General features: G+C 70.2%; 24 protein-coding genes and 1 pseudogene. 12 read left to right on the top strand and 13 right to left on the bottom strand.

Annotated elements, in window-relative coordinates:
* The first annotated feature begins 109 nt into the window (after window positions 1–109).
* Complete coding sequence (locus tag OG462_RS19815) at window positions 110–2,083, top strand: APC family permease (RefSeq protein WP_406059321.1); 1,974 nt, start codon at window positions 110–112, stop codon at window positions 2,081–2,083.
* 79 nt (window positions 2,084–2,162) lie between these two features.
* On the opposite strand, the gene OG462_RS19810 is transcribed toward OG462_RS19815, so the two are convergent.
* Window positions 2,163–2,789 carry a hypothetical protein gene (locus OG462_RS19810; protein WP_406059319.1) on the bottom strand — a complete coding sequence of 209 codons (627 nt, stop codon included), beginning with the start codon at window positions 2,787–2,789 and terminating at the stop codon, window positions 2,163–2,165.
* A gap of 230 nt (window positions 2,790–3,019) precedes the next feature.
* Here OG462_RS19810 and hemL point away from each other — a divergent pair, with 230 nt between their 5' ends.
* The 8 genes from hemL to OG462_RS19770 all read left to right on the top strand — a co-directional run bounded on the left by hemL (window position 3,020) and on the right by OG462_RS19770 (window position 11,574).
* Window positions 3,020–4,366 carry a glutamate-1-semialdehyde 2,1-aminomutase gene (hemL, locus tag OG462_RS19805; RefSeq protein ID WP_406059317.1) on the top strand — a complete coding sequence of 449 codons (1,347 nt, stop codon included), beginning with the start codon at window positions 3,020–3,022 and terminating at the stop codon, window positions 4,364–4,366.
* A complete protein-coding gene (locus tag OG462_RS19800) occupies window positions 4,363–5,067 on the top strand; it encodes a histidine phosphatase family protein (protein WP_406059315.1) in 705 nt (234 codons plus the stop codon). The genes hemL and OG462_RS19800 overlap by 4 nt, the downstream gene beginning before the upstream one ends.
* 274 nt (window positions 5,068–5,341) lie before the next feature.
* Window positions 5,342–6,631 carry a hypothetical protein gene (locus OG462_RS19795; RefSeq protein ID WP_406066621.1) on the top strand — a complete coding sequence of 430 codons (1,290 nt, stop codon included), beginning with the start codon at window positions 5,342–5,344 and terminating at the stop codon, window positions 6,629–6,631.
* 77 nt (window positions 6,632–6,708) lie between these two features.
* Window positions 6,709–7,314 carry a TlpA family protein disulfide reductase gene (locus tag OG462_RS19790; protein WP_406059313.1) on the top strand — a complete coding sequence of 202 codons (606 nt, stop codon included), beginning with the start codon at window positions 6,709–6,711 and terminating at the stop codon, window positions 7,312–7,314.
* A 4-nt stretch (window positions 7,315–7,318) separates the two neighbouring features.
* Window positions 7,319–8,056 carry a cytochrome c biogenesis CcdA family protein gene (locus tag OG462_RS19785; RefSeq protein WP_406059311.1) on the top strand — a complete coding sequence of 246 codons (738 nt, stop codon included), beginning with the start codon at window positions 7,319–7,321 and terminating at the stop codon, window positions 8,054–8,056.
* The gene (locus tag OG462_RS19780; protein WP_406066620.1) at window positions 8,053–9,924 is read left to right on the top strand and encodes a cytochrome c biogenesis protein ResB; all 1,872 of its coding nucleotides are present in this window, start codon (window positions 8,053–8,055) and stop codon (window positions 9,922–9,924) included. Before OG462_RS19785 ends, OG462_RS19780 begins: the two co-directional genes overlap by 4 nt.
* Window positions 9,921–11,003 carry a c-type cytochrome biogenesis protein CcsB gene (gene ccsB, locus OG462_RS19775; protein ID WP_406059309.1) on the top strand — a complete coding sequence of 361 codons (1,083 nt, stop codon included), beginning with the start codon at window positions 9,921–9,923 and terminating at the stop codon, window positions 11,001–11,003. Before OG462_RS19780 ends, ccsB begins: the two co-directional genes overlap by 4 nt.
* A 37-nt stretch (window positions 11,004–11,040) precedes the next feature.
* Complete coding sequence (locus OG462_RS19770; protein ID WP_406059307.1) at window positions 11,041–11,574, top strand: SRPBCC domain-containing protein; 534 nt, start codon at window positions 11,041–11,043, stop codon at window positions 11,572–11,574.
* 18 nt (window positions 11,575–11,592) lie between these two features.
* Here OG462_RS19770 and OG462_RS19765 read toward each other — a convergent pair whose 3' ends face one another.
* From OG462_RS19765 to OG462_RS19735, 7 genes are all read right to left on the bottom strand, one after another.
* Window positions 11,593–13,152, bottom strand: coding sequence for an ABC transporter substrate-binding protein (locus OG462_RS19765; RefSeq protein WP_406059306.1), 1,560 nt, complete (start codon window positions 13,150–13,152; stop codon window positions 11,593–11,595).
* A 4-nt stretch (window positions 13,153–13,156) separates the two neighbouring features.
* Window positions 13,157–15,217, bottom strand: a complete 2,061-nt coding sequence (locus OG462_RS19760; RefSeq protein ID WP_406059304.1) for a hypothetical protein — start codon at window positions 15,215–15,217, stop codon at window positions 13,157–13,159.
* A 107-nt stretch (window positions 15,218–15,324) separates the two neighbouring features.
* Window positions 15,325–16,233: an isopenicillin N synthase family dioxygenase gene (locus tag OG462_RS19755; protein WP_406059303.1), complete on the bottom strand. Its 909-nt coding sequence runs from the start codon at window positions 16,231–16,233 to the stop codon at window positions 15,325–15,327.
* The gene (locus OG462_RS19750) at window positions 16,226–16,690 is read right to left on the bottom strand and encodes a nucleoside deaminase (protein ID WP_406059301.1); all 465 of its coding nucleotides are present in this window, start codon (window positions 16,688–16,690) and stop codon (window positions 16,226–16,228) included. The genes OG462_RS19755 and OG462_RS19750 overlap by 8 nt, the downstream gene beginning before the upstream one ends.
* 253 nt (window positions 16,691–16,943) lie before the next feature.
* Window positions 16,944–17,162, bottom strand: coding sequence for a hypothetical protein (locus OG462_RS19745; protein WP_406059299.1), 219 nt, complete (start codon window positions 17,160–17,162; stop codon window positions 16,944–16,946).
* Window positions 17,159–17,362, bottom strand: coding sequence for a hypothetical protein (locus OG462_RS19740; RefSeq protein WP_406059298.1), 204 nt, complete (start codon window positions 17,360–17,362; stop codon window positions 17,159–17,161). Before OG462_RS19740 ends, OG462_RS19745 begins: the two co-directional genes overlap by 4 nt.
* A gap of 374 nt (window positions 17,363–17,736) precedes the next feature.
* Window positions 17,737–18,039, bottom strand: a complete 303-nt coding sequence (locus OG462_RS19735; RefSeq protein WP_406059297.1) for a GntR family transcriptional regulator — start codon at window positions 18,037–18,039, stop codon at window positions 17,737–17,739.
* 494 nt (window positions 18,040–18,533) lie between these two features.
* On the opposite strand from OG462_RS19735, the gene OG462_RS19730 reads away from it, so the two are divergent.
* On the top strand, window positions 18,534–18,884 hold the full coding sequence (locus OG462_RS19730) for a hypothetical protein (protein ID WP_406059295.1): 351 nt from the start codon (window positions 18,534–18,536) through the stop codon (window positions 18,882–18,884).
* Here the strand turns inward: OG462_RS19730 and OG462_RS19725 are convergent.
* The 3 genes and pseudogenes from OG462_RS19725 to OG462_RS19715 all read right to left on the bottom strand — a co-directional run bounded on the left by OG462_RS19725 (window position 18,871) and on the right by OG462_RS19715 (window position 20,972).
* On the bottom strand, window positions 18,871–19,542 hold the full coding sequence (locus OG462_RS19725; protein ID WP_406059294.1) for a class I SAM-dependent methyltransferase: 672 nt from the start codon (window positions 19,540–19,542) through the stop codon (window positions 18,871–18,873). The two genes, OG462_RS19730 and OG462_RS19725, sit on opposite strands and share 14 nt — an antisense overlap.
* A 36-nt stretch (window positions 19,543–19,578) precedes the next feature.
* Window positions 19,579–20,203 (bottom strand): annotated as a pseudogene (locus OG462_RS19720) (Scr1 family TA system antitoxin-like transcriptional regulator).
* Between the two features lie 16 nt (window positions 20,204–20,219).
* A complete protein-coding gene (locus OG462_RS19715; RefSeq protein ID WP_406059293.1) occupies window positions 20,220–20,972 on the bottom strand; it encodes a DUF6879 family protein in 753 nt (250 codons plus the stop codon).
* 170 nt (window positions 20,973–21,142) lie between these two features.
* Here OG462_RS19715 and OG462_RS19710 point away from each other — a divergent pair, with 170 nt between their 5' ends.
* The gene (locus tag OG462_RS19710) at window positions 21,143–21,337 is read left to right on the top strand and encodes a hypothetical protein (protein WP_406059292.1); all 195 of its coding nucleotides are present in this window, start codon (window positions 21,143–21,145) and stop codon (window positions 21,335–21,337) included.
* Between the two features lie 223 nt (window positions 21,338–21,560).
* On the opposite strand, the gene OG462_RS19705 is transcribed toward OG462_RS19710, so the two are convergent.
* Window positions 21,561–22,076: a cupin domain-containing protein gene (locus OG462_RS19705; RefSeq protein ID WP_406059290.1), complete on the bottom strand. Its 516-nt coding sequence runs from the start codon at window positions 22,074–22,076 to the stop codon at window positions 21,561–21,563.
* Between the two features lie 244 nt (window positions 22,077–22,320).
* On the opposite strand from OG462_RS19705, the gene OG462_RS19700 reads away from it, so the two are divergent.
* Complete coding sequence (locus tag OG462_RS19700) at window positions 22,321–23,250, top strand: DMT family transporter (protein ID WP_406059288.1); 930 nt, start codon at window positions 22,321–22,323, stop codon at window positions 23,248–23,250.
* On the opposite strand, the gene OG462_RS19695 is transcribed toward OG462_RS19700, so the two are convergent.
* Window positions 23,153–24,037, bottom strand: a complete 885-nt coding sequence (locus OG462_RS19695) for a LysR family transcriptional regulator (protein ID WP_406059287.1) — start codon at window positions 24,035–24,037, stop codon at window positions 23,153–23,155. The genes OG462_RS19700 and OG462_RS19695 overlap by 98 nt on opposite strands.

The raw sequence follows: 24,037 nt of genomic DNA, 5'->3' as shown, positions 1-24,037 counted from the left end.
GCTCACGCGTCAGGTCCTTCCTCGTACGGGGCTCCCACAGGGCGTACGGGCGTCCCCACAGGGCGCGGCTTCCGCGCATTACATACCATTCGTCCTAACTTCAGCACTTATGAGAGCTGGAAGTGCGGCGAAACGCCTGCTCGTAGGTCGTCCGTTGGACAGCGGCCGGCTCGGGGAGACCCTGCTGCCGAAGCGGGTCGCCCTGCCGATCTTCTGCAGCGACCCGCTCTCCTCGGTCGCGTACGCCACCGAGGAGATCCTGCTGATCCTGGCCCTCGGCGGCCTCGCCGTGCTCCATCTGGCCTGGTACGCGGCGGTCGGCATCGTGATCCTGCTCCTGGTCGTCGTCGCCTCCTACCGGCAGACCTGCTACGCCTATCCGGGCGGCGGCGGGGCCTATGTCGTCTCCGCCGAGAACCTCGGACAGACCGCCGCGCTCACCGCCGCCTCCGCGCTGCTCATCGACTACGTGATGACCGTCGCCGTCTCCGTCGTCTCCGGGGTCGCCGCGATCACCTCGGCCGTCCCCTCGCTCGACGGGCACGCCGTGGCCATGTCGGTGGTCTTCGTGGCCGTGCTCGCCTGGATGAACCTGCGCGGGGTACGCGAGTCGGGACGCTGGTTCGCCCTTCCCACGTACGCCTTCATCGCGGTCATCTATCTGATGTTCGCGGTGGCCGCCGTACGGATGGCGACCGGTTCGACGATCCGCGCCGAGTCCGCCACCCTGCCCGTCCACGCCGTCTCCACCTACTCGGGGATCGCGCTCGTCCTGCTCGCCCTGCGCGCCTTCGCCTCCGGCTGCACGGCGCTGACCGGGGTCGAGGCCGTCAGCAACGGCGTACCGGCGTTCGCCAGGCCCAAGAGCCGCAACGCGGCGATGACACTCGCGATCATGGGCGTGCTGTCCGTGACCATGTTCTTCGGGATCACCGTGCTCGCCATGGTCTACGAGGTCCATGTCGCCGAGGACCCCACCGAACTCGGCCTCGCGCCCGGCACCCCGATGTCCACCGCGCTCGCGCAGATCGGACGGGCCACCTTCGGCGACTGGCACGTGCTCTTCTACATGCTCCAGGCCGTCACCGCGGGCGTCCTCGTCCTGGCGGCCAACACCGCCTTCAACGGCTTCCCGATGCTCGCCTCCGTGCTCGGCCGCGACCGCTACGCGCCCCGCCAGCTCTTCCACCGCGGCGACCGGCTCGTCTACTCCAACGGCATCGTCCTCCTCGCGCTCGCCGCGATCGTCCTCATCGTCGCCTTCGACGCGCAGCTGACCCGCCTCATCCAGCTGTACATCCTCGGCGTCTTCGTCTCCTTCACCCTTTCCCAGGCCGGGATGGTCAAGCACTGGCGGCGAGAACTCGCCACACCCGCAGGGGCCGCCGACCGTCACAACATCCACCGCCGCCTCGCGATCAACGCCTTCGGCGCCTGCCTGACGGCGGTCGTCCTCGTCATCGTCCTCATCACCAAGTTCACCCACGGCGCCTGGCTCGTCGTCATTGCGATGCCGGTGCTCTTCGCCGGGATGAAGGGGGTGCGGCGGCACTACGACGCGGTCGCCGCCGAGGTCGCCGTCGGCACCCACGAGCGGCCCCACGCCCTCGCCGAGAACCATGTCCTCGTCCTGGTGGCCTCGGTCAACGCGCCCAGCCTCCGGGCCCTGTCGTACGCGAAGACCCTGCGCCCCGCCTCCCTCACGGCCGTCACCGTCGCCGAGGACCCGGCCGAGGCGGAGGTGCTCCGCGCGACCTGGGAGGCCCACGGGATCGACGTACCGCTGCGGGTGCTCAGCTCCCCGTACCGCTCGATCGTCCAGCCGGTCCTGCGGCATGTCCGGGAGGCGCCCGAGCGGACGGGGGACGCGGTGATCTCGGTGGTGATCCCCGAGTACGTGGTGGGGCACTGGTGGGAGCAGCCGCTGCACAACCAGAGCGCGCTGCGCCTCAAGACCCGGCTGCTGTTCATGAAGAACGTCGTCGTCATCGACGTGCCGTACCGTCTCGCCTCCGCCCGCGAACTCGCGGCCGAGCGAGCGAAGGCGGCGCAGGCCGCGAAGGAGGCGGAGGACCGTCCCTGACCTGCCTGACGGCCCCGGCGCTGACAGCCCCAGGTCTGACGTCCCAGGTCTGATGCCCCCGACCGTCCCGGTCAGAGGCTCACGGCCACACCAGACAGTACGGCTGGTGGCCCGCCTCGTGGAGGCGGACCGAGAAGTCCTGCCACTCGTGGAGCAGCTGGTAGACGTCGAAGGCGTCGCGCGGGCCGCCGCGGTCCGGGACCGTGGACCAGATGAAGGCGGCGGCGCCGACCGACTCCTCGCCGATCGCGCGGAGCGGGTCGACCACGGTCATCGGCAGCTTCACCACCGCGTAGTCCGGGTGCAGGACCACCAGCTCCAGCGGGGGCACCTTGTTCAGGGGCATGCCCTGGATGCCGGTCAGGACCATGGCCGCTATGGTCTCCGGCTTGATCTTGGTGAACATGCCGCCCATGCCGAGCTCGTCGCCACCGAGCTCCTCCGGACGCATCGAGATCGGGACGCGGGCCGCCGTGGCGCCATCGGGCGCGCCGAAGTACTTGTACGTCACCCCCAACCGGCTGCTCCCGCTTCCGGTGACCGGTTCTCCCGGAGGGCCCGATGTTCCCGGGATGCCTGGAATGCCTGGAGTGCCCGGGGCTCCCGAGCTCGGGTCCTCGCTCCGCCGGCGCCGGTGCCTGCCCCGGCGGGCAGACTCCGGACCCAGGTCGTCCGTCCCCTCGCCCGGTCCGCCACCGCGATGCATATCTCCACCCGACTGCTTTTTCTCGGCAACACGACCCCGCCGCGCAACCCGATCATCGTGTCAGTGACCTCCCCCGCGTTCGTACGGTGAAACACCTGTCCGCAAGAACGCCGTGGCCTCTGACACCATGGATTCCGTGAGCCATCCCTATGACGCCCCAGTTTCGCAGACGCGGAGGGCGAACGCCCCGGCGTAATACTCAGGATGTTCACACCCTCCCTCCGTTCCCGATGTCGTGCCCGAAGTCGTTCTCGCAGGTCAGGATCACAGTGCCGTATTCATACGAAGCCCCAGTCTCACAGACGCTTTTCGACCGCGCTTCCCTCGTGACGCCCGGCGGCGTGAACTCACCGGTGCGTGCCTTCCGGGCCGTGGGCGGAACGCCCCGGTTCATGGTGTCCGGTTCCGGTCCCTACCTCACCGACGCGGACGGTCGTGAGTACGTCGACCTGGTGTGCTCGTGGGGGCCGATGATCCTCGGTCACGCGCACCCCGAGGTCACCGCCGCGGTGCAGCAGGCCGTGGCCCGCGGCACCTCCTTCGGTACGCCGGGCGAGGGCGAGGTCGCGCTCGCCGAGGAGATCGTGGCGCGTATCGAACCCGTCGAGCAGGTACGGCTCGTCTCCTCGGGCACCGAGGCCACGATGTCCGCGATCCGGCTCGCCCGCGGGTTCACCGGGCGCGCGAAGGTCGTCAAGTTCGCGGGTTGCTACCACGGCCACGTGGACGCGCTGCTCGCCGCGGCCGGTTCCGGTGTCGCCACCCTGGGGCTGCCCGACACGCCCGGTGTGACCGGCGCCCAGGCCGGGGACACGATCGTGCTCCCCTACAACGACCTGGAGGCGGTACGGGCCGCGTTCGCCGCGCACCCGGGCGAGATCGCCTGTGTGATCACCGAGGCCTCGCCCGGCAACATGGGCGTCGTGCCGCCGGCCGAGGGCTTCAACCAGGGCCTCGCGGACCTGTGCCGGGAGAACGGCGCGCTGTACATCTCCGACGAGGTGATGACCGGGTTCCGTACCTCGAAGGCCGGCTGGTACGGCGTCGACGGCGTCAAGGCCGACCTGCTGACCTTCGGCAAGGTCATGGGCGGTGGCTTCCCGGCCGCCGCGTTCGGTGGCCGCGCCGACGTCATGGGGCACCTCGCCCCGGCAGGGCCGGTCTACCAGGCGGGCACCCTCTCCGGTAACCCGGTCGCGACCGCCGCCGGGCTCGCGCAGCTGCGGCTGCTCGACGACGCGGCGTACGCCAGGGTGAACGCGGTCTCGGCGGAGATCCAGGGCCTGGTCACGGGCGCGCTCGCCAAGGAGGGCGTGGCGCACCGGCTGCAGACCGCGTCCAACATGTTCTCGGTCTTCTTCACCGCCGACGAGGTGCGGAACTACGACGAGGCGAAGCAGCAGGAGGCCTTCCGCTTCAACGCCTTCTTCCACTCGATGCTGGCCGACGGCGTCTACCTGCCGCCGTCCGCGTTCGAGTCCTGGTTCGTGTCGGCCGCCCACGACGAGCGGGCGATCGAGCGGATCGCCGCCGCTCTGCCGGCCGCCGCCCGCGCCGCCGCGGAGGCGACGGCATGAGCGACGCGATGAGCCTTCCGAAGAGCGACGAGGACATCACCGTCGTCCATCTGATGCGGCACGGTGAGGTGCACAACCCCGACGGTGTCCTCTACGGGCGCCGCGCCGGCTACCACCTCTCCGAGCTCGGCCGGCAGATGGCGGACCGGGTCGCCGAGAACCTGGCCGACCGGGACATCACGTACGTCGTCGCCTCCCCGCTGGAGCGGGCGCAGGAGACGGCGATGCCGGTCGCCAAGTCGCACGGTCTGGATCTGGCCACGGACGAGCGGCTCATCGAGGCGGCGAACGTCTTCGAGGGCAAGACGTTCGGCGTGGGTGACGGGGCGCTGCGCAAGCCGGCGAACTGGAAGCACCTGACCAACCCGTTCCAGCCGTCCTGGGGCGAGCCGTACGTCGAGCAGGTCGTCCGCATGATGGGCGCGCTCGACGCGGCGAAGGATGCGGCCCGGGGGCACGAGGCGGTCCTGGTCAGCCATCAGCTGCCGATCTGGATCGTCCGCAGCTTCGTGGAGAAGCGCCGGCTCTGGCACGATCCGCGGCGGCGCCAGTGCACGCTCGCCTCGCTGACCTCGTTCACGTACAAGGGCGACAAGATCGTCTCGGTCGGGTACAGCGAGCCGGCCCGTGACCTCGTTCCGGCGCATCTCCTTGCCGGTGCGAAGCCGGTCAAGGGGAAGTCGAAGGCCTTCGGGGCGTAATTCTTCCGGAGCGGGCGGTAGTTCTTCCGGAGCGGGCAGTAGTTGTTCCGGGGCGAGGTGTAGTCCTTCGGTGAAGGAGTACGGCTCCACTGGACAGTGCGGGAGTGCGCGGTCCACAGTTCAGGGCGGTCGAGTGGTGTTCATGCCAATCGACCGCCCTGAAATTTTTGTGCGATTTCCCGGAACCTACGTGTTCCTCCCGGCATCTCACTCATTGTCGGATTGGATGACGTTTCGGTGATACGTCAGCGCGAATGGGGATGTCATGCGCGGGATCAGTGGGATCAGTCGAAGGGGGCTGCTCGGGGCGGGCGTTGGTGCCGCGGCGGCGATGGGAATCGCCGCGTGTGGCAACGGCAATCAGGACAAGCCCGGACGTTCCGGACCTGGTAAGGGGGGTGACGTCTCGGCGAAGCCGAGCACGAACACCCCGACCAAGGACGACGTACGGCTCATCGGTGACGGTTCCACCGCCGACACCGGGAAGCAGCCGCACCAGCCCGACGCCCCCGTCCCGCTCGAACCCGGCCAGACCCCGCCCCAGTTCGTGATCTTCTCCTGGGACGGCGCCGGCGAGGTCGGCAACGGGCTCTTCCCGCGCTTCCTCGAACTCGCCAAGAACCACGACGCGGCGATGACCTTCTTCCTCTCCGGGATCTACGTCCTCCCCGAGTCGAAGAAGAACCTCTACCGCCCGCCGAACAACCGCGTCGGCGCCTCGGACATCGGCTACCTCACCGACGGCCACATCAAGGACACCCTGAAGTACGTCCGGCAGGCCTGGCTCGAAGGCCACGAGATCGGCACCCACTTCAACGGGCACTTCTGCGGCGGCTCCGGCTCCGTCGGCAACTGGACCCCGGCCCAGTGGCAGAGCGAGATCGACCAGGCCGTGAAGTTCGTCACCGAGTGGAAGACGAACAGCGGCTGGACCGACATCGACCCGCTGCCCTTCGACTACTCCAAGGAGCTCGTCGGCGGCCGCACCCCCTGCCTCCTCGGCCAGGACAACCTGCTCCCCACCGCCAAGCGGCTCAACTGGCGTTACGACGCCAGCTCGCCCGGCGGCCGGCAGACGTGGCCCACCAAGCGCCAGGGCATCTGGGACCTCCCCCTCCAGGCCGTGCCCTTCCCCGGGCACTCCTTCGAGGTCCTGTCGATGGACTACAACATGCTCGCCAACCAGTCGAACAACACGACGAAGGGCATGCCCTCGCGCTACCCGGGCTGGCGCAAGCAGGCGACCGAGGCCCTTCTCGGCGGCTTCACGCGCGCGTACGAGTCGAATCGCGCACCCTTCTTCATCGGCAACCACTTCGAGCAGTGGAACGGCGGCATCTACATGGACGCCGTCGAGGACGCGCTCAAGGGCATGGCCGGAAAGAAGGACGTCCGGCTCGTCTCCTTCAGGCAGTTCGTCGACTGGCTCGACGTCCAGGACCCGAAGATCCTCGCGAAGCTGCGCTCGCTGGAAGTGGGACAGAAGCCGGCCGGCGGCTGGAATACTTTCCTCAAGCCCGCCTCGTCCACCCCGACCGCCCACTCGTCCACCCCGTCTGCTTAGGCGATCTTGACAAGGGGCTTTACGGGCACGTAGGGGGGTGCCCAAGATCCCCCAAACGCCCATGCGAAACTTTTCACATGAGCCTTAGCCGTGCCCCTCGACGCACCCTGCTCGCCGTCGGAGTGCTGTCCGCAGCCCTCACGCTCTCGGCCTGCAGTGACGACAGCAACGGCAAGTCCGGTGGCGGTGGCAACACCAACTTCGTGACCAACACGGGTGGTATCGCCACCGCTGCCAAGGGCGAGCGCGCGGCCACCGGGAAGCTCGCGGGCGAGACCCTCGACGGCGAGCAGCTCGACGTCGCCGACCTCAAGGGCAAGGTCGTCGTCCTCAACGTGTGGGGCTCCTGGTGCGCCCCCTGCCGCGCCGAGGCCCCGCACTTCGCGAAGGTCGCCAAGGACCTCACGGGCAAGGGCGTCGAGTTCGTCGGACTCAACACCCGCGACCCCAACAAGCAGCCCGCGCTCGCCTTCGAAGAGGACTACGGGGTCACCTACCCGAGCCTCTACGACCCACAGGGCAAGCTGATCCTCTTCGGCTTCCCCAAGGGCACGCTCTCCCCGCAGTCCATCCCCTCCACCGTCGTCCTCGACAAGGAGGGGAAGATCGCCGCACGCTCGCTCATGGCGCTCAACGAGGAGAAGCTCCGGTCGATGATCGAGCCCCTCCTCAAGGAGAAGTGAGCCGGTGAACGAGACGCTCACCAGCGGAGCCCTGCTGCTCGCCCTGCCCATCGCGGTGCTCGGCGGGCTCGTCTCCTTCTTCTCACCGTGCGTCCTCCCGCTCGTCCCCGGCTACCTGAGCTACGTCACCGGGGTCACCGGCACCGACCTCGCCGAACAGCGCCGCGGCCGGATGACCGCGGGCGCCGTCCTCTTCGTCCTCGGCTTCTCCGCCGTGTTCGTGTCCGGCGGGGCGCTCTTCGGCTACTTCGGGTCGACCCTCATGAAGTACCGCGACGGGCTCACCACGTTCCTCGGCGTCCTCATGATCCTCATGGGCGTGTTCTTCCTCGGTCTGATGCCCTGGCTCACCCAGCGCGAGTTCCGCTTCCACAAGAAGCCCGTCGCCGGCCTGGTCGGCGCGCCGCTGCTCGGCGCGCTCTTCGGCATCGGCTGGGCCCCGTGCATCGGCCCGACCCTCGCCTCGGTCCAGGCGCTCGCCTTCCAGGAGGCCAGCGCCGGACGCGGGGCGATACTCGCCTTCGCGTACTGCCTCGGCCTCGGCGTGCCGTTCGTGCTCGCCGCCATCGCGTTCCGCAAGGCGCTGGGCGCGTTCGGGTGGGTCAAGAAGCACTATGCGTGGGTGATGCGGATCGGCGGCGGCATGATGATCGTCACCGGTGTCCTGCTCCTCACGGGCGCGTGGGACAGCATGGTCGCCACGATGCAGGGCTGGTCCAGCGGTTTCACGGTGGGGATCTGAGTTCCATGAGCACGACCGACACGTCCGGCACGACGGAGCAGCAGGAGAACCTCGGTGACGCCGGGGCCCAGCTGTCCACGGCCCCCATCGAGGACCGGAGCGAGCCCGTCATCGGCGGTCCCACCCTCGGGGTCGTCGGCTGGGTCCGCTGGTTCTGGCGGCAGCTGACCTCCATGCGGGTCGCGCTGATCCTGCTCTTCCTGCTCTCCCTCGGCGCCGTCCCCGGCTCCCTCATCCCGCAGACCAGCGTGGACGAGATGAAGGCGCAGGCCTTCAAGGACGCCCACGAGACGCTGACGCCGCTGTACGAGAAGCTCCAGTTCTTCGACGTGTACAGCTCGGTGTGGTTCTCCGCGATCTACATACTGCTGTTCGTCTCCCTCATCGGCTGCATCGTGCCCCGCAGCTGGCAGTTCGTCGGCCAGCTGCGCAGCCGCCCGCCGGGCGCCCCCAAGCGCCTCGACCGGCTCCCCGCGTACACCACCTGGCGCACCGGGGCCGAGCCCGAGCAGGTCCAGGAGGCCGCGCTCACCCTCCTCAAGGGACGCCGCTTCCGCGCCCACTCCCCCAAGCTCTCGGCTTCGCTCGAGCAGGGAGGGACCCCCACCGGGAACGCGATCGCCGCCGAGAAGGGCTACCTCCGCGAGGCCGGGAACCTGGCCTTCCACGTCGCCCTGATCGTCATGCTCGTCGCCTTCGCCTGGGGCCAGCTCTTCAAGTCCGAGGGCGGCAAGCTGATCGTCGAGGGCGACGGCTTCTCCAACACGCTCACCCAGTACGACGACTTCAAGTCCGGCTCGCAGTTCGGCATCGACGAGCTGGAGCCGTTCAGCTTCAAGCTCGACGCCTTCGACGGCACGTACGAGAAGAACGGCCCGCAGCGCGGCACTCCGCGCACCTTCGAGGCGAAGGTCTCCTACTCGCAGGGCGGTACGGACAAGAAGGCCGTCATCCGGGTCAACGAGCCGCTCAAGGTCGGCGACTCCAAGGTCTATCTGATCGCCCACGGCTACGCGCCCGTCGTCACCGTCAAGGACGGCCGCGGCAAGGTCGTCTTCCACGGCGCCACGCCGCTGCTGCCCATCGACAACAACATCACGTCCACCGGCGCCATCAAGGTGATGGACGGCTACCGCGACAAGAACGGCAAGAAGGAGCAGCTGGGCTTCCAGGCCTTCTTCGTGCCGACGTTCGCGGGCGCCGGCAAGGGCACGATGTTCTCCCAGTTCCCGGGGCTGGACTTCCCCGTCATGGCGCTCACCGGGTTCCACGGCGACCTGCGGGTCGACTCGGGGCTGCCGCAGAACGTGTACCAGCTCGACAAGTCCAAGATGAAGCAGTTCACGGACGCGTCCGGCAACAAGCTCGCCCAGCGGATGCTGCCCGGCGAGACCATGACGCTTCCCGGCGGCGCCGGCTCGATCACCTTCGAGAAGGACGTCAAGGAGTGGGCGAGCTTCCAGATCTCGCAGCAGCCCGGCAACGGGCTCGCCCTCGCGGGCGCGATCGCCGCGATCGCCGGTCTGACCGGTTCGCTCTTCATCCGGCGGCGCCGGGTCTGGGTCCGGGCCGTGCGCGGCGCGGACGGTGTGACCGTCGTCGAGATGGCGGGTCTGGGCCGGAGCGAGTCCGCGAAGCTCCCCGAGGAGCTGGGCGACCTCGCGGTCGCGCTCACGGCGGACGCGCCGCCGGTGCCGGACGCCGATCCGGAAGCCGCGCCCGTGACTGAACCCGTAGAGCAAGACGTACCCGAAGCCGTGAAGCAAGCCGTACCCGAAGCCGATTCGGAAGCCGATCCGGAAGACGTACCGGAACCCGCGGAAGAACCCGCAGAAGACCCTGCCCCTTCTGGAGAGGCCGACAAGTGATCCTCGCCGCCACGACCAACGAGAGCCTGGCTCGGATGAGCGACCTGCTCGTCTACTCCTCGATGGCCGTCTACACCCTCGCCTTCTTCGCCCACATCGCCGAGTGGGTGCTGGGCAGCCGCAGCAAGGTCGGCCGTACCGCCGCCGCCCTGACCTCGCGCGCCGCCACCGCCACCTCCGCCGTGACCGTCCAGGTCAAGAAGGCCGGCGGCACCGCCGTCCTGGAGAAGCCGAAGGTCGTCACGCGTTCCGCGGCCGGCACCCGTGACGTACCGGACGGTCCCGGCGCGGCCGGCGGCACCGTCAAGGGCGATCTGTACGGCCGGATCGCCGTCTCGCTCACCGTCCTCGCCTTCGTGGTCGAGGCCTCGGGCGTGGTCACCCGGGCGCTCTCCGTGCAGCGGGCCCCCTGGGGCAACATGTACGAGTTCTCCACCACCTTCTCGACGGTGGCGGTCGGCGCGTACCTCGCGTTCCTCCTCGCCAAGAAGAACGTGCGCTGGATCGGTCTGCCGCTGGTGACCACCGTCCTCCTCGACCTGGGCATGGCCACCACCTGGCTGAAGACCCCCAGTGACCAGCTGGTCCCCGCGCTCGACTCGTACTGGCTGTGGATCCACGTCTCCACCGCGATCTTCTGCGGTGCGGTCTTCTACCTCGGCGCCGTCGCCACCCTGCTGTACCTCTTCCGCGATTCGTACGAGAACAAGCTCGCGACCGGCGGGAACCCGGGTGCCTTCGCCCGTTCCGTCATGGAGCGGCTGCCCTCGGCGTCCTCGCTGGACAAGTTCTCGTACCGGATCAACGCGGCCGTCTTCCCGCTCTGGACGTTCACGATCATCGCGGGCGCGATCTGGGCCGGCGACGCGTGGGGCCGCTACTGGGGCTGGGACGCCAAGGAGGTCTGGTCCTTCATCACCTGGGTCGGTTACGCCGCGTACCTGCACGCGCGCGCGACGGCCGGCTGGAAGGGGCGGAAAGCCGCTTACATCGCGCTCATCGCCTTCGCCTGCTTCCTGTTCAACTACTACGGCGTCAACATCTTCGTGAACAGCAAGCACTCGTACGCGGGCGTCTGAGCTCGCGGGTGACGGGCCCCGGGGCCACGCTTGAGGTATGAGCGAGATACCCCGGGGCAGGTGCGAGACCCACGACGGCGACTCGCACCTGCTGCGGTTCGCCGTCGAGCTGTCCCATCCGCTGCCCGAGGTCTGGGAGGCCGTGGCCACCCCCGAGGGCCTGGAGGGCTGGCTCTGTGCGGCGGATCCGCTGGAACCCCGGCTCGGCGGCCGGGTCACCCTCCGCTGGCTCAACGGTGACACGGTGGTCTCGGGGCGGGTGACCGCCTGGGACCCCGAGTACGTGGCCGAGTACACGGTCGATCCGACGCACGGACGCATCCGGTTCCATCTGGAACCGGGGGCGCCCGGGGGCGGCGGGTCGACCGTGCTGCGTTTCACGAACGAACTGCGGGCGACCCGGGAGTACCGGCTGGACTGTCTTGCCGGGTGGCACGACCACTTCGAACTGCTCGCCGACGCGCTCGACGGTGACCGGACGGACTGGGCATCGTGGTCGCCCGAGCGGTGGAAGCAGCTGCGGGCGCTGTACGAGCGGGATGAGGCGCCCTGGCCCAAGTGGGAGCCGTAGGCCTGATGCGCGCCCTGCCTACCCCCGCTTCGGCGGCAGGCAGGAAGCGGACGGCGGGCGGTTCTCCGGCCACGCTGTCTGGACGAAGCGCTGGGTGCCGTCCTGGGCCAGTTCCACGATGGGGACCGCCTTGTTGTACGGGTTGCCGTAGTTGTCCAGGCAGATCCAGCCGCTCGCGCCCTGCACCCGCAGCGACCCCTTGACCTGCGGCCACTGGGTGACGACGTCCGCGAGTTCCGGGTACTGGGAGCCCTGCGGGGTGGCCTGCCGGATCGCGTGGACCGCCAGTGCCATCGCGTCGTACGCGACGATCGCCTGGCCGTCCGCGAGCGCCACCGGCTCCTTCGAGGCGCGGGCGATGTCCGTCACGAAGGTCGTGTACGCCACCACCGAACCGCCCGTCGTCGGGACCTTCCGCCCCGGCGCCGGCTTCCAGGCGTCGGGGTGGGCGAGGGCGGCGTACCGCACGGTCAGCTTCGCCTTCAGGGCGTTCCTGTCGAGCTTCTTGTCCGCGCCCAGGTACGAGCCCTCGTCGCCGGTCAGGATGGTGAAGGCGCGGTCGAGGCAGCCGCGCGAGCCGAGCGCGTTGATGAACTGCCGCAGTTGTGTGTGGCGGCCCGCGAAGAAGACCGTCTCGGCGCGGGTGTCGCAGATCAGATGGGTGATCTGGCGGAAGGTGTTGGCGGTGGTGCCCTCGTCGGTGGGGTCGGCGGGCGAGGTGAAGAGCTGCGGCTCGTACGGCGCGCCCTTGAGGGACGCGGCGAAGGCGGCCTTGAGGGTGTCGGTGTAGTGGTCGCCGCTGCGGGTGTCCTGGACGAGGAGCGCCTTGGCGGCGTCGACGCGGCCGAAGTTCGCGAGGGCCTTGGCCTCGTCGTTGTTGGTGGGGGAGACGCGGGCGAGGCCGGGGTAGCGGTTGTGTCCGGGGCCCGGGCCGTTGGCGATGTCGTCGGCGGTGATGGTCGTGCCGACGACGGCGATCCCGGCGCCGGTGAGGGCGGTCACCGACTCGCGCATCTCGGTGGATGAGGTGGCGACGCCGGAGACGGCCCGCAGCCGGTCGGGGGCGCCGGTCATGGCGATCAGCCGGTCGACGGTGTCGCGCCAATGGGCGTTGCCCTTGCCGGTGTTGGCGAGGACGAGACGGATCTTCGGGGTCTCGCTGTTGGACTCGTGGTTGGCCCGGTGCTGGTAGGCGTACGCGCCCTGGACCTCGTGCAGCACCTTGACCCGCATGCCGCTGTCGGTGGAGGTCAGCGGCAGGAGGACGGCGACGGTGGCGTACTCGCCGGCCTTGAGGGTGGCGTTCTCGGCGCCGATGGCATGGGCGACCTCGGCGAGTTCGGGGATGCCGAAGGCGTGGCCGTCGCCGTTGACGCCGACGCATTCGGCGCTGCCCTCCGGCCTTTCGACGCCCGCGGCGCAGGAACGGTCCTCCGGGGTGGTGAGCCGGGCGATGCCGTAACCGCCCAGGCCGAGGACGACGGCGGCGGTGACGACGGAGGCGACGAGCTTCTGGCGGGGCGTACGAACGTGGCGTCGGAGCCGGTCGAGCGGTCGGCTGGATGCTCTGTCGGGCATGGCGTCAGACTCCGTCCTCGCGGCCCGGCGGAAGCGACAGCTCCCGCCAGGCACGGATGTCGCGCGGCCAGTGGGTGGCCGCGTCCCAGAGCGAACCGCTGCCCGTCAGATGACGGCCGGAGAGCCGGCGCAGCTCGTGCGCGAGGCGGTCGGCCACCTCGTCGTCGGGCAGCGCGAGCGGATCGGTCAGCAGCCATACGGCGTGCAGCAACCGCCGTACGGACAGGTGGAGTTCGATGGTGTCGGCGTCGAGGCCGGGCGGAAGGGCTCCGGTCGGCCCCTGGCCGAGGGCGATCGCCCGGCGCGGGTCGGGGCCGGTCCGGTCGCGCTCGCGCGGGTACGGGGCGGAGCCGATGAACCGCAGCCGCCCCAGCCAGCCGAGGACGTCCTGCTCCGGGAACGTGACCCGCAGATGGGTGACGGCCTCCTCGGTGCGGCCGAGGGCCAGGTCGTGGTGGAGCCGGTACGGGCCGGGCTCGGGCCCGTAGTGCCGGTGCAGGGTCTCGTGAACGGCACGCCAGGCCGCGTACCGGGGATGATCGCCGTCCTCGAAGCGGAGGCGGTGCAGCAACAGGGCGCGCAGCAGGGGGTCCGCGACGAAGTGGCCCGGGCCCTCCGGCCAGTCCTCGGAGCGCAGCTGGTCGCGGACGCGCAGCGCCACGTCCCCGTCCAGGGACTCGCCCTGGAGCCGGGCGTGGGCGAGCATCCGGGCGGACTCCTCGTCGTGGGCGGCGGCGAGCACGGCGTACGGGCCGGGCCGCCGCACCGGGAGGAGTTCGGCGAGGAGGGCGGGGGCGACGGGTACCGGCGGGGCGTCCTCGCGCAGCTCCACCATCAGGTCGAGCAGCCCGCCCGGGGTGAGACCGGCCCGCAGGTGTTCCGGGGCCTCGCCGGCGGCCCGGCCGAGGAGGGCGACTCCGAGGGGCCGGCCGCCGGTCAACCGGTGGACGGCACGCGCGAGTTCGGTGGGCGTCCGGCCGGCGGGGTCGTGACGGTCGAACGCGGAGCGGGTCTGGGAAGGGGAGAGCGGCATGAGCTCCACGGCGAGGATGCCGGAGCCGACCCGGGTGTCGCGCGGGCTGGGCGCCCGGTGCGAGGTCTCCGGCAGCCGGGTCCTCGTGGCGTGCCGCAGCCCCTCGTGCTCGCGGACCCGGGAGGTGGCGAGCACGACGACCCGGTCGCGGCGGCCCTCGGCGCGGGCGCGCAGAACCGGTTCGACGAGCTGCCGGCCGAGCGGCTCGTGGGCGTTGTCGAGGAGGACGAGCGGGCGGCCGATCCGGCCGCCGCGCCGGATCCCCACGTACGGGTGGAGCAGGTCCTCGGTCAGCGCGCCGACGAGGAAGCCCTCGGCCTCGGCGCGGCGCCGGCCGCCCTGCTCGAAGTCGATCGCCAGCTGCTGGAGGCCGGCCTTGCCGCGCCCGCCCGCGTTGCGATACGTCCCGTACCAGCTCTCCGAGGTGCGCTGGAGGCGGCCGAACACCTCCTCGAGGACGGTCTCCACGGTCGCCTCGGCCAGCAGCCCGGCGAGCGGGACGGTGGCCTCGGCGAAGGTGGCGGCCAGCTTGGCGAGGACCTTGCCGACCCAGTGGGTGGCCGCGCCCCTGGTCGCGTCGACGGTCGCAAGGAGCGGCCCGAGCCGCTGGAGGTCGCGCCGGACCCGCTCGTCGTCCTCCTGCGACCAGCCGAGCGAGGCGACCGCGACGAGACCGAGCGAGACCCGCGGGAACTTCACCGGCCGCGCGCCGAGCACCTTCGGCGACAGCTGTACGGCGAGCTCGGCGAGGGCCCCGGTGAGCGGGGTCCAGCCGGGGCCGTGGTCGGCGGGCGGCTCGATGTGCGCGCAGTCGAGGAGGGCGAGCGGCGTGTACCCCTTGTAGCGGTTGCGGACCTCCTTGAGCAGGGCGGTCTTGCCCGTACCGCGCCCGCCGGTGAAGACGGTGACCGGTGGGTCGTCACCGTGCTCGAACGGCACCCGGGCGGCGCCGTGCTTCGTGAGGCCGCTGAGGCGCGCGACCAGTCCGGCATCGTGCAAGGCCGCCTCGCGGCCGTACAGCTCCCTGTCCACGCCCCGTCTCCCCCGTTACACCCGTTACCCCCGTCACAGTCAACTTCAGGATATCGACGGTGTGTTGGGAAAGCGGTCGGCTTTTCGAGTCTGTTGTGGAGGAGTTGTCAGTCCGTGGCGATGGCGTCGAGCTGGGCCCGCAGGTATCCGTGCGACTCGATGCCGTGGATCGTCGTCCCGGGCGTGCACTCGTAGAAGTACACGAGCGACATCAGCTCCTCCGTGGGGACGTCGGCCGGCGGCGGCAGCACCCGGTGACGCCCCGAACGCCACCGCCCGCCGGTCCAACCCGCCATCAGATCACCGATGTTGACGGTGAAGGAGGCAGGATCGTACGGGGCGTCCTGCCAGCCGCCCGCGTCGGTGAAGACCTGCAACCCGCCCTTGCCCGCCTCCCGGTCCAGGACCGTGACCGTGCCGAAGTCCGTGTGCGGGCCGATCCGGAACTGGCCCGGCTCCGGCTCGCCCGTCCGCTCCCGCCCCGGATACCAGTTGATGTTGAAGCCGAAGGTGGGGTGCCCGGTGTGCCGGGTGAAGAAGTCCCGCTCCTCGCCGAGCGCCACACCGAGCAGGTCCAGGACCCGGTCCGAGAGCGACTTCATCTGCGCCAGATACGTCTCCACCAGCGGCTTCAGCTCGGGGACCTCGGCGGGCCAGGCGTTCGGCAGGAACCACTCGGCGTCCACGGCCGGGTCCCCGGTCGGCTCGTCCGCCGCGAAGGACAGCGACTCCTTCAGATCGGGCGGGGTAGCCGTACCCTCCGCGTACCCGTTGGCCTCCGCGCCGGGCCCGAGCCAGCCGCGGCCACCGACCCGTACCGCGTACGGCTCCTTGACGGCGGGCGGGAGGTGGAAGAAGCGGCGGGCGACGGCCCGGATCTCGGCCCGGATGTCCGGGTCGACGCCATGCCCGCCGACGAGCAGAAAACCGGCTTCGCGGAGGGCGCGGTCGACGGCGGGCAGCTGTGGGGCCGGATCGCGGGCCAGATCGATCGTCGGAAGGTTCGTCTCACTCATCACCGATGTCCTCGTTCCACAGAGCCGGATGGAGGGCGATGAACTCCCGCATCAGCGCCACGCATTCGGGGTCGTCGAGCACGAGGACCTCGACCCCGTGCTCCGCCAGCCAGTCGTGCCCGCCGTGGAAGGTCTCCGCCTCCCCGACGACCACCCGCGAGATCCCGAACTGCCGGACCAGGCCGGAGCAGTACCAGCAGGGCGACAGCGTCGTCACCATCGTCGTCCCCCGGTACGAGCGCTGCCGGCCGGCCGCCCGGAAGGCGGCGGTCTCGGCGTGCATCGACGGGTCCCCGTCCTGCACGCGCCGGTTGCGCCCGCGCCCGAGCGGTGTCCCGTCGGGCCCGTACAGCGCGGCGCCGATGGGGATCCCGCCCTCGGCGAGCCCGGCGCGGGCTTCGGCGAGGGCGGTGGCGAGCCACTGCCGGGCGCTCTCCCTGCTGAGACGCTCGTCCATGCCGGGATCTCTTCCCCGGCACGGACGAGGCCTCACCTCGGACGGCCCGCGTTACCCGTTCAGCGTCGGGTAGCGGCTGGGCGGCGGAGCGCGGGCAGGAGCCTTGGAGGGCCTGCCCGTGCGAGGCCTCAGACGGTGTCGTTCCCGGTGGGGAGCGGTATCGAGCCTTCGTGCCAGGGGTTGGCGTGGCCGCACCTGCCGCAGGCGTAGCGGCCGTTCACACCCAGGATTCGGCAGCCGCATCCGGTGCAGTTCAGGGGCGTGACCCTGGGGAGGGGAGTCGTCTGACCGTCTGCGGTGGGGCCGTCCACTCTCGTCCGCCCTTCTCGGGCCCCAGGAACGCCACACGCTTCCTGCGGCGCTCGGCGGGCATCTCGGCCGGATCCTCGTAGTCGGCGATCACGTCTCGCAGGATGCCGACGCGGCCCTGCTCGTCCTGGACGGGGTGGCCGATGTCCGCGCGGCTGATCACGGACGCGCGCAGGCGGTCGAGTGGCGGTAGGCCACGACCGGCGGACCCTCCGGGCGGGGCAGCGTCCCGCGTCGCGCCGGTTGGAGTTCCTCGATGGGCCAGGCGCAGACGTGGCATGTGGAGCCCCTGGGGGTGTACGTGCCGTACTCGTCGTCGAATCGTTCGCTGCCGGGGGACGGCCCCGCACTTGCACGCGCCATGTCGCGCCTCTTCCTGGCGTTGCCCGAAGGCCGGTGCGTCATCCTTCTCCGCTGGTCAGCGGAATAGGCCGATCATGCGCGTCGTCGACCAAAGATCACCTGAGGGCGGCAGCGCAGTTACTCAGGAAGGCGGCTGAGTCCTGCCCGAAGACGGCTCGCTCCTCCAGGTGCGAGAACTCCTGAAGGTGTCCCATCACGTCTCGCGGGTCACGGAAGACCATCACCCCGGACGACAGCTCGACCGTCGCGATGCGGTCGTCGTAGATCGTGAACGTGTTCAGCGGAGCGGGCCGGGGATCTGCCCTGTGATCATGGACATCAGGGAGGCCGTCCGTGCTATGCGCGACCTCGCATAAACCGGCCCGGCTCCGTTCTCAGGCGCCGGAGTCGGGGGCCGCCGGGTTGTCTGTCCGACCTTCCGGCAGCGGATCGGCGACGAAGGTCCCCTTGCCGTGAACGGTCAGGATCAGGCCGCGTTCGCGCAGGACTCGTGCCGCGCGGCGGACCGTCAGGTAGGCCACTCCGTACTCCTCGGCGAGGTCGCGCTCGGCGGGCAGGCGGGCGCCCGGGGCCAGCTCTCCGGCTGCGATACGGGCGGCGATGTGGTCGGCCACCGCGACGTAGATCAGCTGGGGGCCCTGTGGGTCGAACTCGGGGATCTCGCCGTGGTCGGTCACACGACCAACGTAAGCACCGAATACCTGTGCTAACCAATGGTGAGCTATGCAGAGCTATGCATGCCTCATAGGGTCGTGAGACACGAAGACCCCGGCGAGGTGGCTAGACCTCCCGGGGCATGGCCACCAACTACCAACGGAGTTGATGACGTGCGGAACCCTATCGCGCGCGTATTGGGCAGGGCTCTGATTCCCGTCCTGCTGGGGCTGCTCATGCTGACCCTGCCACCCACCGGCAGGCACCGCCCCCGTCCGATCACCCACCCCCGCCCGGCGCCCCGACCCCAGGCGCCGCGCCACCGAGCCCCCGCCCGGCGGTCTCCCTACGCCCGCGAGCAGACGGCGCCTCTCGACGGCTCCCGCTCGCCTCTGGAGCGCCCCTATCTGGCGGCGGCCTCGGCACGGACCGTGCAACGCCGACGTCGACGGGCGCTGTGGCTGGCGACGGTCGGGGTGGATGTCGACCACCGGAACATCCACGCCGGGAGCGCCCGATGAGCCGCTGCGGGGCGCGGCGGTCCGTGTTCGCCGTCGCGGAGGTGGTGCGGCCGGTGTGGGGCGGCTCGGTCTGTGTGCTCGCCCTGGGGCATGACGGTTCGCACCGCGACCGCGCGGGCGACGGCTGGTGGGTGACGCCGGAGATCGCGGACGCGGTGACCGTGTCCCTGCTGGCCCGCGCCCTTACGACCGCGCCCACCGAGCCGGAGTTCAGGTCACCGCGCTGCATCGTCGGCCGCCACGACCACTGTCGGGACCACGTCCCCCGTGACAGCGGCGTACAAGGTGTCCGTCATCTCGTGTGCGAGTGCCCTTGTCATCCGGCGCCGCCGCCTACCGTGCCCTGACGCCCCGGCCGAGCAGAGTCCCCGTTCGCTTCCCCTCCGGGGGCGCGATCACCTCAGCCGTCACGTCCGTGAACCCGGCCTGCTGGAGCATCTCCGTCCAGCGGCCGGGCTGGTAGTCCCAGCGCTTCACGTACAGGGGTTCCGAACCTCGCTCGGGCGGCTGCATCTGGGACGCCTGCGGCCCGTAGCAGCCGTCCAGGGCCGGGGGGTTGTGGGAGAAGGCGTAGACGCCGCCGGGTGCGAGGCGGGCGTGGACCAGGGGCAGCAACTCGGCGGGATCGGTGAACCAGGCGGCGCCGAAGACCGAGCAGACGGCCTCGAACTCGTACGTGGCCTCCGCGAGGAACCCCTCGGCCGTCCGCTGCCTCACATCGAGGTGCGGCCAGCGTTCACGCGCCTTGGCTGCCTGGACGGGCGAGATGTCCACGCCGATCGCTTCGGCACCCAGCGCGACCAGGTGAGCGAGGTTTCCACCGCTTCCGCAGCCGAGGTCGAGAACTCGCGCGCCGGAGAGGTTGCCGAGGACCTTCTCGTCGGGCCCGTGATCGGGCCACTGCGTCCAGTTGAACCAGGTGTCCGCACCGGCGGCGTTCCGGTCCTGACGGCCCGACCGGGACGCGCCCCACACATCCCACGCGCTGACGTCTTGTTCTTCCATCGCCTCCCTCTCCAGGTGTACGTCCACTCCGGCCTCTCAGCCGTCCAGAGTCGTGCGCACTCTTCTGATCAGGTTCTGGGCGTCTGTTCCGAAGACGGCGGATGCGCGGAGTTTCTTCCAGGCCCGCAGGTAGAGCGCGAGGGAATCGGAGTCGTCGAGCCACAGCTCCGCGTGCCAGTCCCGACGACTCATCCGCGCACGCACCGCCGCGTCGGTGTCCCGTGCGGAGTTCTGGAGTTCCGCGAAGCGCGTGAAGACGTGCCGCGCGTAGTCGGCCGTCTGGAGCATGCCGGGGACGACGGCCTGCTCCCACGCGTGGATGACCGTGGCGTGCGCGACCTCGGCGTTCCAGTTCTCCTGTACCGGCCGATGGCCTGCAGCCAGTTGGCGGCGCCACGAGCGGATGTGGGACTCGAACCCCCCTGAGCCGGCTCTTCAGCTCCTCGTACGCCTCCAGCTGATGGGTCGCATCCGCCCAGGCCCTCAGGTCTTCGGCCGTCGCCGTCTGGCGTCCGTCCTCCAGCTTGGAGATCTTGGAACGCGGCCAGCCGAGCCGCTGAGCGAGCGCCGTACCGGTGAGCCGGCCACCAGGGCCGGAGACGCGCAGTTCCCGGAGTCTTGCCCCGAGGGCTTCCCGTGCCTGCTGGTAGTCCGTGCTCACCCGTACACGCTAACGGCTAGTCCAGCGAGGGAAGTTGCGCTGCGAACCGGTCGTACGGGACGGCGTGGTGCAGTGCTGCGTCGCGCACCTGGACGTACCGCAGGACCTCGGCGGGCTCCGTGATCACTTCGAAGTCGAGCAGGTTGTCGGCGTCGTCGAAGTGAAGGACCGCGACCACGCGCGAGTCGAAGATCCAGAAGTCCTCGGCGGGCAGCCGAGCCCGGTCGGCGTCCGACCGCCACAGGCTCCGCACGTCCTCGCCCGTGGCCGCGTTGCACTTCGCGTAGTCCAGCAGGAACAGCTGCCCCTGGGTGGGCGGGTCGTCGACGACGCGTACCCGGCCGACGTACTTGCCCGCCTCGGTCTGGCGCCGGATGTTCGTGGACCACGCGCTGTCGAGGTCCCAAGAAGCGGAGCCGGTCTCCACGAACGCCCGATAGGAGTCGTCGGCGCGGTCGGACGCGTACCCCCGTCGGGTTTCGAGGTGCCATGCCGAGTGCTCGAAGGTCTCGAACAGCTTGCCGAACTCCTTGGAGGTGATCAACTTGGGTGTGCGCTCGACCTCTTTGGGCCCGTGGTTCACGAGCAGTTCGCGCGGAACGACCACGGCGGCGTCCCCGGCGCCGAAGTGCTGCAACTGGGCGATGTCCTCGGGGCCGGTGACGGGCGCACCCTGGACGATGATCTCGCCGGTGTCGAGGTCCTCGTGCACGGCGGGGCATGCGCCGTTCATGCTGTCGGTCCCGTTGAAGCGCAGTCGTCGCGGCATGGGCGTCCTCTCCTCGGGGCGGTGTCCGTTCAGCATCTCGGGAGCCCGGAGCCCGCACCACCTGCTGAAGGGCCCCGCCGGAGAACTTACGAGAACATCGGGCCGGAAGGTGAGAACAATCGAGAACACTGCATCGTCCGGGCCAACTCCGTCTTTCTAGCGTCGGGTTCATGAAGAAGCGCCAGACGACCATGAGCGACCCGGTACACCTCACCCTTCCCTTCCCGGACCCGGAGCCGGTCGAAGGGTGTGCCGGCTGCGTCGAACTCGCGAATGTGCGGGACCGCGCGCGGGCCGGCGGGGACCTCACCACCGTGTCCGACTGCAACGTCTTCCTGCGGCGGCACCCCCAGGGCCACTCGTGATCACGTCCCAGGACATCGGCAGACGAGTCCAGGACAGCGCCGGAAGGGTCGGCATCCTGCGTGACGTGATCGCGGACTACGAGGACCCGGCAGAACTGCCGGGTGAGCGACGGATGCGGCCCACGGCGTTCCTGTGGCCCGAGCGCGGGGGCAGGGAGTGGTTGGTCTCACCGGACGCAGTCGTGCCGGCCCCGGCGGGTGGGAGCAGCAGCTCTCGGCAGGGCTACGGCGTGCGCAAGGACTGCCATGCAGCCGGGTCGAGGAAGTGGACGTCGTAGCGGTTCTGTTCGGGCAGGAGGCTGTCGAAGGAGTCAAGGCCGTGCTGGATGCGGCCCAGTGCCCGGAAGTATCCGAAGCGGTCGACGCCCGGTGTCAGGACCGCGAGCAGGTCCGCGGTGCAGCCGGCGGCCGCACCGAAGGCGTGCGGCATCCCCGGCGGCACGACGACCAGGCTGCCTCGGCCCACGGAGGTCGTCTCTTCGCCGAGAAGGAACTCCATGGTCCCGTCGAGCACGTAGAAGAGCTCCGTCGACAGCGCGTGGTAGTGCGGCCGCGCGCCGTCGGCGCCCTCACCGAGGGTGAGGCGGTTGGCGCCCAGCGCGCCGTCCGTGTCGACGGCGTCCGCCAGCAGCCGAAAGCCTCCGCCGTGGGGCAGCTCCACCTGCTCGGCTTCCTCGGGCCGCACGACCAGCGCTGTCGCCGCGTTGTTCTCGTTCCCGTTCCCGTTCCCGGTCTTCACTTCGGCTCCTCTGAGGCGGCGTTGGCGTCCTTGCTCGCTGGTCCAAGGGAACGGGGAGGGGATCGTCGGCGCTGGCGGGAATCCGACCTCGCGTCACGGGCCGAGACTCCGCACGCCGACGTCGTCGCGTACGTCGGACGAGCCGATCGCGCGGGCACCCATCGGTTCCGCCGATCGCCCCCATCGGGAGGACGCCCCACTGGCTCGTGGACCGGCCCCCGGCCCCGCTCGTAGCGTCGTCCCCATGAGAAACGAGACCAGGGGAACCGTCGAACTCACCCTCGCCATGGTGCTCTCCGGCACGCTCGGCGTCTTCGTCGTCGAGTCCGGGGCATCGCCCTTCGAGGTGGTGTTCTTCCGGTGCTTGTTCGGGGCGATCGCGCTCGGGGTGTACAGCGCCGTGCGGGGGTTCTTCACCGGGCACGGGTTCACCGCCAGGAAGTTCGGGCTCGCCGCGCTCGGTGGCGGGTTCATCGTCTTCAACTGGGTGTTTCTGTTCGAGGCCTACGAAGCCACCTCGATCTCCCTCGCCACCGTCGTCTACCACACGCAGCCCTTCTTCCTCGTGCTGCTCGGGGCGGTCTTCATGAGGGAGCGGATCTCCGCCGGGAAGCTGGGGTGGCTCGGGCTTGCCTTCGTCGGGCTCGTGCTCGTGTCCGGGGTGCGGCCGGGGGACACCGCGTCGCTCAAGGGGCTCGGGTTCGCCCTTGCCGCCGCCGTGCTCTACGCCCTCGCCACCTTCGTCACCAAGCGGATCACCGGCGTACGGCCCCATCTCATCGCGCTCGTGCAGGTACTCGTGGGGCTTCCCCTGCTGCTGCCCTTCGTGGACTTCGGTCAGGCCGCCGGACTGGGTGCCGGCTGGGCGTGGTTGGTCGGGCTCGGGGTCGTTCACACCGGGCTGATGTACGTGCTCATGTACGCCGCGTACGCCAAGCTGCCCACCGCCAAGATCGCCGTGCTCGCCTTCACGTACCCCGCCGTCGCCATGGGCGTCGACTGGGCCGTGTACGGGCATCACATCGGGCTCGTCCAGGCGCTCGGCGTTCCGCTGATCGTCCTCGCCAGCCTCAAGGTCACCCTCGCTGCTCGGACACCAGTCGCCGCGCCTGCTCCACGAACAGCCGGACATGCGCCGGAAGACGCTTCCCCCGCCGCCACGCGAGCTGCGTGAAGAGGGTGAACGGGGTCTCCCAGGCCAGTTCCACCAGCGTTCCGGAGGTCAGTTCCTCCGTGACCGTCACCCGGGGGAGGAGCGCCACTCCCAGGCCCGCGGCCACCCCTCGTTTCGTCGCCTCGATCGTGCCGAACTCCATGAACGGCGGGGACCACTCCCGGAGTTCGCGCTCGAACAGGTCGCGGTACGGGCAGCCCGGCTCGGTGCCCACCAGCTGCGCGCCCGCCACATCGGCGGCGGTCAGCTCCGTACGGCCGGCGAGGGGGTGGCCGGGGCCCGCCACCAGGACCAGCGGTTCCGGGGCCAGCACCTCCGACTCCAGGCCCTCGTGCTCCGTCTCCGGTTCCATCAGGAAGCCGACGTCGTACGTGCCCTGGCGCAGTGCCTGCCGGGTCTCGTCGCCGAGTGTGGGCCGCAGCGTGAGGCGCACCCCCGGGTAGCGGTGGTGGAAGTACTCCAGGAGGGGCGGCAGCCGGTAGGAGGTCAGGGACTCCATCGTGCCCACCGCGATCGTGCCCGTGGGGTCCGCGGTGGCCGTCACTGCCGTACGGGCCTCCTCCGCCAGTTCCGCCATCCCGCGGGCGTACGGCAGGAGGCGCTCCCCGGCCTCGGTGAGCCGGATGCGGCTGCCCAGGCGCTCGAAGAGTTCCACCCCGAGGGAGGATTCGAGCGACCGGATCTGGCCTGTGACGCTCGATTGGGCGTAGCCCAGTTCCGTGGCGGCCCTGGTGAAGGAGAGGACCGTCGCCACCTTCTCGAAGGTGGCCAGGAGACGTAGCTCCAT

Origin of the sequence: Streptomyces sp. NBC_01077, from assembly GCF_045162855.1 — a bacterium.
Taxonomy (GTDB): Bacteria; Actinomycetota; Actinomycetes; order Streptomycetales; family Streptomycetaceae; genus Streptomyces.
Note: the sequence above shows the minus strand (reverse complement) of the source record. Positions and strands in the feature narration are given on the sequence as shown.

Bases quoted from the DNA above. Each gene is read 5' to 3' on its own strand.
- OG462_RS19815 (WP_406059321.1), top strand. From the start codon at position 110: ATGAGAGCTGGAAGTGCGGCGAAACGCCTGCTCGTAGGTCGTCCGTTG.
- OG462_RS19810 (WP_406059319.1), bottom strand. From the start codon at position 2,789: ATGCATCGCGGTGGCGGACCGGGCGAGGGGACGGACGACCTGGGTCCG.
- hemL (WP_406059317.1), top strand. From the start codon at position 3,020: ATGTCGTGCCCGAAGTCGTTCTCGCAGGTCAGGATCACAGTGCCGTAT.
- OG462_RS19800 (WP_406059315.1), top strand. From the start codon at position 4,363: ATGAGCGACGCGATGAGCCTTCCGAAGAGCGACGAGGACATCACCGTC.
- OG462_RS19790 (WP_406059313.1), top strand. From the start codon at position 6,709: ATGAGCCTTAGCCGTGCCCCTCGACGCACCCTGCTCGCCGTCGGAGTG.
- OG462_RS19770 (WP_406059307.1), top strand. From the start codon at position 11,041: ATGAGCGAGATACCCCGGGGCAGGTGCGAGACCCACGACGGCGACTCG.
- OG462_RS19765 (WP_406059306.1), bottom strand. From the start codon at position 13,152: ATGCCCGACAGAGCATCCAGCCGACCGCTCGACCGGCTCCGACGCCAC.
- OG462_RS19755 (WP_406059303.1), bottom strand. From the start codon at position 16,233: ATGAGTGAGACGAACCTTCCGACGATCGATCTGGCCCGCGATCCGGCC.
- OG462_RS19750 (WP_406059301.1), bottom strand. From the start codon at position 16,690: ATGGACGAGCGTCTCAGCAGGGAGAGCGCCCGGCAGTGGCTCGCCACC.
- OG462_RS19740 (WP_406059298.1), bottom strand. From the start codon at position 17,362: ATGGCGCGTGCAAGTGCGGGGCCGTCCCCCGGCAGCGAACGATTCGAC.
- OG462_RS19730 (WP_406059295.1), top strand. From the start codon at position 18,534: ATGAGCCGCTGCGGGGCGCGGCGGTCCGTGTTCGCCGTCGCGGAGGTG.
- OG462_RS19725 (WP_406059294.1), bottom strand. From the start codon at position 19,542: ATGGAAGAACAAGACGTCAGCGCGTGGGATGTGTGGGGCGCGTCCCGG.
- OG462_RS19715 (WP_406059293.1), bottom strand. From the start codon at position 20,972: ATGCCGCGACGACTGCGCTTCAACGGGACCGACAGCATGAACGGCGCA.
- OG462_RS19710 (WP_406059292.1), top strand. From the start codon at position 21,143: ATGAAGAAGCGCCAGACGACCATGAGCGACCCGGTACACCTCACCCTT.
- OG462_RS19700 (WP_406059288.1), top strand. From the start codon at position 22,321: ATGAGAAACGAGACCAGGGGAACCGTCGAACTCACCCTCGCCATGGTG.
- OG462_RS19695 (WP_406059287.1), bottom strand. From the start codon at position 24,037: ATGGAGCTACGTCTCCTGGCCACCTTCGAGAAGGTGGCGACGGTCCTC.